This window comes from Kordiimonas lipolytica (assembly GCF_001550065.1).
In genome coordinates this window covers 514,094-524,881 of the sequence record NZ_LRUB01000002.1, presented here as the reverse complement: position 1 = coordinate 524,881, position 10,788 = coordinate 514,094, and the positions used below count along the sequence as shown (strand labels likewise).

At 57.5% G+C, this 10,788-nt stretch carries 9 protein-coding genes and 1 tRNA gene; 4 read left to right on the top strand and 6 right to left on the bottom strand.

Features of this window, described 5'->3' with window-relative positions:
* Positions 1–239 (top strand): hypothetical protein (locus KORM41_RS21975; protein WP_197420929.1); only part of this gene is annotated, 239 nt, incomplete at its 5' end.
* A 255-nt stretch (positions 240–494) separates the two neighbouring features.
* On the opposite strand, the gene ltrA is transcribed toward KORM41_RS21975, so the two are convergent.
* On the bottom strand, positions 495–2,213 hold the full coding sequence (gene ltrA / locus KORM41_RS02585; RefSeq protein ID WP_068144101.1) for a group II intron reverse transcriptase/maturase: 1,719 nt from the start codon (positions 2,211–2,213) through the stop codon (positions 495–497).
* 1,359 nt (positions 2,214–3,572) lie between these two features.
* Positions 3,573–3,662: transfer RNA gene (locus tag KORM41_RS02580), tRNA-Ser, on the bottom strand.
* A 194-nt stretch (positions 3,663–3,856) separates the two neighbouring features.
* On the opposite strand from KORM41_RS02580, the gene KORM41_RS02575 reads away from it, so the two are divergent.
* Entirely contained in the window at positions 3,857–5,188 is a 1,332-nt protein-coding gene (locus tag KORM41_RS02575) for an amidohydrolase (RefSeq protein WP_068144037.1), read from the top strand.
* A 3-nt stretch (positions 5,189–5,191) separates the two neighbouring features.
* Here the strand turns inward: KORM41_RS02575 and KORM41_RS02570 are convergent, their stop codons facing one another.
* On the bottom strand, positions 5,192–5,758 hold the full coding sequence (locus tag KORM41_RS02570; RefSeq protein WP_068144036.1) for a PAS domain-containing protein: 567 nt from the start codon (positions 5,756–5,758) through the stop codon (positions 5,192–5,194).
* 72 nt (positions 5,759–5,830) lie between these two features.
* Here KORM41_RS02570 and KORM41_RS02565 point away from each other — a divergent pair, with 72 nt between their 5' ends.
* Both KORM41_RS02565 and KORM41_RS02560 read left to right on the top strand, forming a co-directional pair.
* Entirely contained in the window at positions 5,831–6,250 is a 420-nt protein-coding gene (locus KORM41_RS02565) for a VOC family protein (RefSeq protein ID WP_380084400.1), read from the top strand.
* Positions 6,251–6,285: 35 nt separating this feature from the next.
* Positions 6,286–6,741, top strand: a complete 456-nt coding sequence (locus tag KORM41_RS02560) for a methyltransferase family protein (RefSeq protein WP_068144033.1) — start codon at positions 6,286–6,288, stop codon at positions 6,739–6,741.
* A gap of 3 nt (positions 6,742–6,744) precedes the next feature.
* Here KORM41_RS02560 and hutG read toward each other — a convergent pair whose 3' ends face one another.
* The 3 genes from hutG to hutU are packed head-to-tail and all read right to left on the bottom strand — an operon-like array spanning position 6,745 to position 10,765.
* Entirely contained in the window at positions 6,745–7,539 is a 795-nt protein-coding gene (gene hutG, locus KORM41_RS02555; protein ID WP_068144032.1) for an N-formylglutamate deformylase, read from the bottom strand.
* Positions 7,536–9,089 carry a histidine ammonia-lyase gene (gene hutH, locus KORM41_RS02550; RefSeq protein ID WP_197420928.1) on the bottom strand — a complete coding sequence of 518 codons (1,554 nt, stop codon included), beginning with the start codon at positions 9,087–9,089 and terminating at the stop codon, positions 7,536–7,538. The genes hutG and hutH overlap by 4 nt, the downstream gene beginning before the upstream one ends.
* Before the next feature lie 17 nt (positions 9,090–9,106).
* Complete coding sequence (hutU, locus tag KORM41_RS02545; protein ID WP_068144030.1) at positions 9,107–10,765, bottom strand: urocanate hydratase; 1,659 nt, start codon at positions 10,763–10,765, stop codon at positions 9,107–9,109.
* Between the last annotated feature and the right edge of the window lie 23 nt (positions 10,766–10,788).

Here is a 10,788-nt window from a genome sequence, read left to right as displayed (position 1 = left end):
TCTTCTTCGGCAACAATCACGGCAATGATGTTGTGGACGATTTCGACACCGCGCTCGATACCCTTTACCTGGTCAATACCAATACGGACTTCACATCAGTTAATGATGTTCTGGCTGCCAGTCAGGAGACGACCGTGAATGGGGAAGCAGGTGTGTTGATCGATACTGGGGACGGCTCCTCTGTATTCCTGGTAGGGCTGGGTCTGTCTGATCTCCAGTCCGCCTCGATCGACCTCTAGCTACAGCGCGGTCACTAGGCTGAGGAGGGAGCTCCGGCTCTCTCCTCTTTTTTTGGGCAACAGGAAAGCCCCGGTTACTGGATTGGGCAGACAGCCAAAACAGGCACCGACGTCGCCAGAGCGACATCCAGCGCAACAAAAAAGGCCGCCCCGAAAGGGACGGCCTTTTTAAACCGGGTAGGGACAGAGCATTGCTGCTCCATCCCCCCCTAAGAACCGTGCGTACAAGTTTCCCTGTACACGGCTCAAGCCTCTCTAAGCCCTTATCGGAGTGAGGACCGGCTCATCCGATTGAGGATCGGAACGATGTATCTGCCGATGGCAGACCGGATGAAGAGCCACAAGATTGTCCATCTTGTCCGTCCCGCCATGCTGGCGTTCGATGACATGATGTACATGCACCTCTTCTTCAATCGTCAGAGGTAGTCCGCAATGCGCGCACTGACCCCTTTGACGCCTGATGAGCGTCGGCTCCAGTTTCCGGTGCTGGTATTTCTCCAGCAACTTCTCCTGTTGCCGCCGTTCGAAATAGGCATCCCATGCCGGATCGAATGGATTGGCATCCATCCTAACCTTGGCATGGCGACGGATTTTGGTGTCTTCAGCCAGAAGCTGAGAGACAACCTCGTCCGTACCCGTTTTCTCATTCCGGTCTTTCGCCGCGAAAATCCAGTTTCGCCGTCCCTTGGTCATGAAATAGCGCTTCATGATCCACTTGGCCGGTTTCTCTGGATGCCGCCGTTTGGCCCATCGCCATTGCAGTTTCCACAGGGCATGGTCCACATAGGTGAACGTCTGCCCGGCAGCGACCGATTTGTGATAGTTCGTCCAGCCACGAATGACCGGATTGATCTGCCATATCAGCCCCTGCTGCGTGGCGGCCGCGTTCTCTTTGAAGAGGGTCCGACATTTATCGAGGAATGCTTGCACATTCTTCTTCGACGGCTGGATCAGGCATTTGCCCTTGTACTTGCGCACGTTCCAGCCGAGGAAATCGAAACCGTCGTCAATATGCGTGATGCGGGTTTTCTCCTGAGATAGCACCAAGCCACGGTCGGCCAGATGTTTTTCCACAAGAGGTTTGACCTCATCTTCCAGAAGCTCTTTCGAGCTGCCGGTGATGATGAAGTCGTCCGCATACCGCACGAACGAGACCTTGTTGTGTTTGTGCCGGTTGGCCTTGATGGTGATCGACCCGAAGGTCTCCACCAGCTTAGCCTCCAAGCCATCGAGCGCGAGGTTCGCGAGCGTGGGGGAAATGATACCCCCTTGCGGCGTCCCTGCTTCGGTGGCCTTGAGCCGACCCATATCCACAACACCTGCTTTCAACCATTCCCGGATCAGGGTCTTGTCCATCGGAACATTCTCCATCAGCCAGTCATGATCTATGGCATCGAAACAGCCTTTGATGTCGGCTTCCAATATCCACTGGGCACTACCGTTCTTGTCGAGAAGATTCTTGACTTGTTCGATAGCGTCCTGTGTGGAGCGACCGACGCGGAACCCGTATGAGTTCCGGTCTGCCGTGGTTTCCGCCACCGGCTGCAAGGCCAGAAGGTGCAGCGCCTGCATGGCTCTGTCCCTCATGGTCGGAATGCCCAAAGGGCGCTTCTTTCCATTGGCCTTGGGGATGTGAACGCGCCTGAGCGGCATGGCTCTATAACCGTGCCGCCCGAGGTCATCCACCGCCCACCGTTTCAAAATAGGCCGCGACCACGTAACCCCGTCAACGCCGGGGGTCCGTTTTCCGCGGTTTTCCGTCACTCTCCTGACCGCCAGCGCGCGACCTGAAAAGCTCCGGGTCAGAAACCGTTGCAGGGTTTTCACCTTGCGCCAGTTCCTCTCTCGGGTTGCCTTGGCAATTCGGACCTGTAACCTTCTGACATTCTCTTCCACGCGGGACCAATCGATATCGGCCCAGTGGTCGGGAACGCCGGAGGCAACAGCATCCTCATTACAAAGATGACTAATCATGCTTACCTCCTTGATTTCGCAAAGCGCGCTTCTTACATTCAAAGATGCAAGAAGATCGAGCATTTGCTTGTCTTTGGAGGCGGTTACTGGGTTCCCCGAAGGGAGCCGGTAATCGCCTCCCTCCGTTTTAGAAGTGTTTCCTTGGTTCGTCTCACCATGAGACACCAGATGCAAGTCTGCTCCCCTTTCGGGTGGGATAACGTTTAAACCCCTATCCGCCCCATTACAGAACGGCCTTCGCTTTTTGCATCCTCTTCTGCCCGCACCTGCATCAGCATTCCTTACGGTTTGCCTGCCCCAGAACTTCCCTCTCTTGGAGAGGTGGCAAAGTTCCTGCCCGTTCGAATATCCGCCCTCCTTGGGAGAGCACAGGATTCGAACTTCGGGGCACAGATACGGGTTTACCCAGTTCCCCTTTGATAACACGGATGGGTTAGATACTGTCTGTTCGCCGGTGGCCTGAATGTCAGCGCCGCCCAACCGCCAAGTGGACGGACCGGCCACACACCTTTTGGTTAAGGCCCTATCTAGCAGCTTGAGCCTTTGGTCCTTCACGACGTTTATCGACAGTTCACTTGCGTTTATCATACCATCCAACCTAGCTCCTCATCCGCCTTGCTGCTGGCAGAATCCATGCCGAACCCTTGCGGGACGACATGCCTTTCGGGGATACATTGTCGGGACGCTTGGCACGCAGCCGTTACCAGCTACGCACTGTCCCCAGGTTACTGTTGGCTGAACAACAGGTTCGCTACCGGGCATGCCCGGTTGAGCAATTATCAAAGAAGCTTTCGTCATGCTCATTTCCTTGCTCTGGAAAACGCAGACGCGAAGAGGACATGTCAGATCTTTTGCTAGGCTTTGCCTGCTGAGGTTCTGACAAACGCTGAATCATGAAGGGAGGGTTGTCATCTTGTAGATGCGCGCCAGCCTTCGCAGATACCGTGTGGGTATCCGATCCAACTATCCTCTTCGCTCTGCGCGGGGAATTTATCCCCAAACAGCCAAGAGTTGGCGCCTACAAGAGACTTTCATTGAGCAGTTATTGCTCACTACTTGTCTAGAATAGACTAATCACTCATCACCGACCTTGGTAGTGCCCTAAGGGCCTCTACGGGTCTGTGTCCGACGTTCGCAAGAAAGGTTAAAGACTTGCTTATGTCAGCAACTGAGCAACCATTTGTTCTCACCGATCAACGGAGTGACCTCAAGAACCCCCGATTCCTTGCTATGGAATCAGATTTCGCGACTGAACTGGTCGCGCTGGAAATAAGTCGGCTGAAACCAATCAACCTCCCAATCGCTAAATAATTGTTATATTTCAATTACTTAGCAACAAGCACAACCTACTGGTCGCAATGGCGGAGAGGACGGGATTCGAACCCGCGAGGGGCGTTAGCCCCAACTCGCTTAGCAGGCGAGCGCCTTAAGCCACTCGGCCACCTCTCCGCCGCCGTGGATAGCCAAGTGCGCCCCCTGAGTCAACGACACAATCAAACCAGACATAAAAAAAATTCGACCCCCTTTCGAATCCCCCTATATTCGTAGCAACAACTTACGACTGAAACCGGAACAAAAGAAAGCATGGCGGAGCCCCGCCGCCGCGTTCCGGCAGCGCCTACCAACGGGATTTGAGGGACAAGATGAAAAAATCAATTTTCAAAACCGCAACCATTATTGGCCTGATGGCCTGCACAAGCCTGACGGCCACCGCCGACAATCACAGCCTCAAGGACACCATTGCCAAAGACTATGACTATCTTGAGGACCTGTTTGTTTATCTGCACAAGAACCCTGACCTTTCCTTCCGCGAAAGCGCGACCGCAGAACGGCTTTCGAAAGAGCTGAGCGCGCTCGGGTTCGATGTCACCACCGGCGTTGGCAAAACCGGCCTGGTGGCCATGATGAAGAACGGCGAAGGGCCAACACTTCTGATCCGCGCCGACATGGACGGCCTGCCGGTTGAGGAAAAATCGGGCCTGCCGTATGCATCCACCAAACGGCAGGTGAATATGGCCGGGGTTGAAATGCCTGTGATGCACGCCTGCGGTCACGACATGCATATGACCGGGCTTGTGGGCACAGCCCGCCAACTGGTGGCGATGAAAGACAAATGGCAGGGCACCGTTCTTCTGGTCGGGCAACCGGCAGAGGAGATCATCAGCGGCGCCAAGGCCATGATCGAAGACGGCCTTTATGAAAAATTCCCGCGGCCTGATTATGCCGTGGCGCTGCATGTGGCAGCACAAGCCCCAGCCGGCACGATCGTCTACCGGCCCGGCATTATGTACAGCTCATCGGATAGCGTGCATATCACGGTGCACGGCGTGGGCACACACGGCGCTTCCCCGCATCTGGGTAAGGACCCGATCGTGATCGGCGCCCAGATCGTGAATGCGCTGCAGACACTGGTGGCACGTGAAATTTCACCCCTCTCGCCGGGCGTTGTTACCGTAGGCACCTTCCACGCGGGCACCAAGAACAACATCATCTCCGACAAGGCAGAGCTGACGCTGACCGTGCGCTCGAACGACGAGGAAGTCCGGCACAAGCTTTTGCAGGGCATCAAGCGCATCGCGGAAAACACAGGCCGTGTGGCAGGCCTGCCGGAAGACAAGCTGCCAACAGTTGAACTTTCGATTGAAAGCACACCAACAACGGTGAACGACAAGGCGCTGACAGCCCGCCTAGATGATGTGCTGCGGGGCCATTTCCCCGAAGACCAGGTGGCCTATTACGAGCAGAAGAATATGGGCGCAGAAGACTTCGCCTATTTTAGCCAGGTAGACCCAGCCGTTCCGGGCTTCTATTTCATCGTGGGCGGCACACCGCAGGAAGCCTTTGACGCGGAAAAGAATGGCGGCCCAGCTGTTGCCGGGCACCATTCGCCGCTGTTCAAGATTGCGCCTGAACCATCTATCAAGGCAGGCGTGGAGGCTATGACAGTAATCGCACTGGATCTCCTTGGGAAATAACCCCTAGATGGTAACCTTGAACTCACCCAGCTTGCCGGCTTCTGCCGGCAGGCCGTAGCCCAGGTCGATCCATTCTCCCGGCTCTTGCCAGTCGGCTGTGATCGGGTCGCCCAGGAAATGGGGGGCTGGTGTTTCCAAAGCTCCGGGACGCGACACCGAAAGCGCCAAGATGCAATCCCCTGTACCGCCGTCTCCCGCCACCGGCAAAAGCGTGATTTCCAGCTTGAGCGTATACCCGCGCGAATAATCGCTATCCAGGTGCATGCAGCAACCAGCCGGTTGGCCACAAACCTTTCTCAACACATCCAGCACCTGGCCCCGTTGCGCTGGGGCAATGAAGGCCATGTAATCCAGGCCTGTGATTTCGGCCGCGATTCGCTCTGTGATGTTGGTGCCCGCCATCAAAACGACACATCGTTCCCCCTTCAGCCTGACCACGGCAAGGTTCGGCACAAGCGCCGGCAATTCATAAGGTTTGAACTCGTTCCTGTGTGGCACACGCGCACCATCCGCCTTCGGCCATAGCCGCCAGCGATTTTCAAGCTCCACGCTCTGTTGACTTCGGATCATTGCTGCTATTCTCTTCCCCCAGAGACAGCTGATAGTCTCACAACTTATGGTACAAGTCACGCTATAGGGAGCATTTTAATGATTCCGCCATTTCACCTTGCCGTCCCGGTTGACGACCTTGCCGCAGCCCGCGCTTTCTATGGCGATTTGATGGGCTGCCCGGAAGGCCGCTCCAGCGACAAATGGATCGATTTCAACTTCTTCGGCCACCAGTTCGTGGTTCATCTGGGCACGCCTCTTGGGCAGGCAGACACCAATGATGTGGACGGTAAGCAGGTGCCCAGCTTCCATTATGGCGCGGTGCTGGACTGGGATAACTGGCACGCTCTGGCGGCCAAGCTTGCTGCAGCGGAGATTGAGTTCGTAATCGAACCCGGCATCCGGTTCGAAGGCGAAGTAGGCGAGCAGGCCACCATGTTCTTCCTCGACCCCGCCGGAAACGCCATCGAGTTGAAGGCCTTCAAGGACCCATCCCAGCTTTTCGCGAAATAGCGCGCAATCAATGTACAAAACCCCGGGGGAGTTAAATGAAACTGTCAGAGAAATCCAATGTGCCACGCATTCTGCCGCCCCATCTGTTTCTGCTGACAGCTATACTGATGTTAGGCATCGGATACATGGAGACCGGCAGCATAGGCGTGCGCTTCTGGCCACTAACCCTGACAGCCTTTGGCATCTGGTTGGCCCTGCGGGAAAAGAACCGCTTTGTGGCTGCAGGCACCAGCTTCTATCCGGGGGAGGATGCCCACAAGCTGATCACAGAAGGCGCCTACCGCTTCAGCCGCAACCCTATGTATCTGGGTATGGTGCTTGCCCTTGTCGGCTTGTGGCCGCTGACGGGTGGCTATTGGCCTGTGGCGCCTTTTGTGCTCTTCATCAGCATCATCACCATCAGGTTCATCCTGCCCGAAGAGCGACGGCTCGAGGAATTATTTGGTGAAGACTATCGCACCTTTAAAAAGAAAGTGCGCCGCTGGCTTTAGTCCCTAACTCTGCGGCCTCCAGTCCAGCATGGCCTCAAGCATCGCCTGAATGGGCTGGGCCACATTTCTGGCGCGCTCCGGCAAATAGCTGTAAGGGAAGACCTCTTCCATATAGGTGATCTGCGACAGTTCAAGCTGGATGGCATGCACGCCGTGCGCTGGCTGGCCGTATTTGCGGGTGATGAAACCGCCCTTGAAACGGCCGTTCAATATGGCGCTATAGCCCTCAGCCTGCTGCGCCACCGCGAACACGGCCTCAGCCAGATCCGGGCTGCAGGACAGGCCGTCATTAGTGCCCAGGTTGAAGTCCGGCAGGCGGCCATCGAAGAAGCGCGGCACTTCCGAGCGGATCGAATGCGCATCCCACAAAAGCGCATAGCCGTGGATATGGCGCACCCGCTCAATTTCGGCAGCGAGCGCATTATGGTACGGCTTCCAATAGTGGTCCACACGGTCGCGCTGTTCCGCCTCATGCGGGGTTTCCCCAGGCAGATAGACAGGCTGCTCATCAAACGTGGTGGTGGGGCACAGTTCGGTGACATTCTGGCCCGGATACAGGCTTTTGCCCGATGGATCGCGGTTGAGGTCGATCACATAGCGCGAATAATGCGCATGCAGGACCGTGGCGTCCATGCCGGTCAGAAAGCCATAGAGCGCAGGCAGGTGCCAATCCGTATCCGCGATCTTGAGCGCGTCGGCTGTCATCCGGCTTGCGTACGGCCCGAGCTCCTCACCGCTGTGCGGCATGGAGATAATGAGGGGGCTATGCCCCCTCTTAAGGTCAAAGACTTGCGTCAAAGCGCTTGGCTCCCAAAGCTTGCGGACGGCAGGAGCGTCTCCACATAGCCATTCAGGCTACCGGAGGCCACCAATTCCCGCGCGGCCTCAATATCAGGGGCAAAGTAACGGTCTTCCTTGTAGAAATCTACCCGTTCACGAATGAGCCCATAGACCGCCTCAAGCGGCTCGCTGGACTTGAGTGGCCGGTGGAAGTCGATCCCCTGCGCCGCACCCAAAAGCTCCACAGCAATCACCGCACTGGCGTTGAAAGCGATGTCATGCAGGCGGCGAGCGGCGAAAGTTGCCATCGAGACATGGTCTTCCTGCCCCGCCGATGTGGGGATGCTGTCCACGCTTGCGGGGTGCGCCAGCGTCTTGTTCTCGCTCACCAGCGCAGCCGTTGTTACCTGCGCGATCATAAAGCCCGAATTCAGGCCGCCGTCTTCCACCAGGAACGCCGGCAGGCCGGACATTTTCGGGTCCACGAGAAGAGACGTGCGGCGTTCGGAAATGCTTGCTATCTCACATGCGGCAATCGCCAGCATGTCGGCCGCCATGGCCACCGGTTCAGCGTGGAAGTTGCCGCCAGAGAGGATATCCCCCTCGTCCGGGAAGATCAGCGGGTTGTCGGTCACGGCATTGGCTTCGGTCAACAGCGTGTCCGCCGCCTGGCGCATCACACCAAGGGCCGCGCCCATCACCTGTGGCTGACAGCGGAGGCTGTATGGATCCTGCACCTTCTCGCAGTCTTCATGGCTGGTGCGGATATCGCTGCCAGCCAACAGGCTGCGGTACATGGCCGCCGTGTCGATCTGGCCCTGCTGGCGCCTGACCGCATGGATGCGCGGATCGAACGGCACGTCAGAGCCCTTCATGGCATCCACGCTCATGGCGCCCGCGATCATAGCTGAAGCGAAGACATTCTCGATCTCAAACAGGCCCGAAAGTGCAAGTGCGGTCGACACCTGCGTGCCGTTCAAAAGCGCGAGGCCTTCTTTGGCACCAAGCTTCAGCGGCTTGAGGCCGATCATCTCCAGGCCTTTTTTCGCGTCCATCACCTTGCCTTCATGGCGCACGTCACCGTACCCCAGAAGTACCGCAGACATGTGTGCCAAGGGCGCCAGGTCACCCGATGCGCCCACAGACCCCTTCGCTGGGATCACAGGGTACACACCGTGGCTGAGAAGCTTCAAGAGCGCATCGATCACCTCACCGCGGATACCGGAATGGCCCTGCGCAAGAGAGGTGGACTTCAGCGCGAGTACAAGCCGCACGACACCGTCCTTCAAGGGCTCACCCGTGCCAGTCGCGTGGGAAAGTACCAGGTTTTCCTGCAGCTTCTCAACGTCCGATGCCTTGATGCGCGTGTTGGCCATCAGACCAAAACCGGTGTTGATGCCGTAGGCGGTGTCGCCCCGGTCGATCAGGTCGGTCACCGTTTGCCGGGCGGCATCAATGCGCGCCTGGTCGGACTTATCGAGCGTCAGCTCTGTTGGCTTCTCATAGATATGCCGTAGGTCCTGCAGGCTGAAATGGCCTGCCTTGCGGATCATTTTATGCACTGTCATGTTCGTGTCCCCACTCTCTACTTGTCGAGCATCGGAAGGTTCAGGCCCTTCTCGCGTGCACAATTTTTGGCAATGTCATAGCCCGCATCCGCGTGGCGCATCACGCCCGTCGCCGGGTCATTCCACAGTACACGGCCAACGCGCTTGGCGGCAGCCTCCGTGCCGTCACATAGGATCACGACACCCGAATGCTGGCTGAAGCCCATGCCCACGCCGCCGCCGTGGTGGAGGCTGACCCACGTAGCGCCCGACGCCGTATTCAGAAGCGCGTTCAGAAGCGGCCAATCGCTTACCGCGTCAGAGCCGTCCATCATGGCTTCAGTTTCGCGGTTAGGGCTCGCCACAGAACCACTATCCAGATGGTCGCGGCCGATCACCACAGGAGCCTTCAGCTCACCATTCTTGACCATCTCGTTGAACGCGAGGGCCAGACGATGGCGGTCACCGAGGCCGACCCAGCAAATGCGTGCTGGCAGCCCCTGGAACTGGATGCGCTCACGCGCCATATCCAACCAGTTATGCAGGTGCGGGTTATCCGGGATCAGTTCCTTCACCTTCTGGTCGGTCTTGTAGATATCTTCCGGGTCACCCGAAAGCGCGGCCCAGCGAAACGGGCCAATGCCCTGACAGAAAAGCGGACGGATATAAGCCGGCACGAAGCCCGGGAAATCGAATGCGTTTTTCACGCCTTCGTCGAACGCCACCTGGCGGATGTTGTTGCCGTAATCCACGGTGGGCACGCCCATCGCGTGATACTCAAGCATCGCCTTCACATGGATCGCCATCGACGGCTTCGACGCAGCGGCCACAGCCGCAGGGTCGGTCTCACGCTTGGTGAACCATTCCTCAACCGTCCAGCCAATCGGCAGGTAGCCGTTCACGGGGTCGTGCGCCGATGTCTGGTCCGTCAGCGCATCCGGGCGAATGCCCTTTTTCACCATCTCTGGCAGGATTTCAGCGGCGTTCCCAAGCACACCAACAGAGATGGCTTTGCCTTCCGCGTGGGATTTTTCAATGATCGCCAGCGCTTCCTCGACCGTGTCGGCGCGGGTGTCCAGATAGCCAGTCTTCAGGCGGTAGTCGATACGGCTTTCCTGGCATTCGATAGCCATGCAGCTTGCGCCCGCCATGGTGGCTGCAAGCGGCTGCGCGCCGCCCATGCCGCCAAGGCCCGCCGTAAGTATCCATTTGCCCTTCAGGCTGCCGCCAAAGTGCTGGCGGCCCATCTCAACGAACGTCTCGTAGGTGCCCTGAACGATGCCCTGGCTGCCGATGTAGATCCACGATCCCGCCGTCATCTGGCCGTACATCATCAGGCCTTTTTTATCGAGCTCGTTAAAGTGCTCCCACGTCGCCCAGTGTGGCACCAGGTTGGAGTTGGCGATCAAGACGCGCGGTGCATCTGTGTGGGTTTTGAACACGCCCACCGGCTTGCCCGATTGCACCAGAAGCGTTTCATCTTCTTCCATGCCGCGCAGGGTGGCGATGATGGCCTCATAGCATTCCCAGTTACGCGCAGCCTTGCCGATGCCGCCATAAACCACAAGTTCTTCTGGGTTTTCGGCCACCATTGGGTCCAGGTTGTTCATCAGCATGCGCATGGGCGCTTCAGTAGCCCAGCTTTTACATGTCAGCTCCGCGCCGTGCGGCGCATGGATATCAGGGCGGTTTTTCATATTCTTGTCCCTTCTTTTGAACG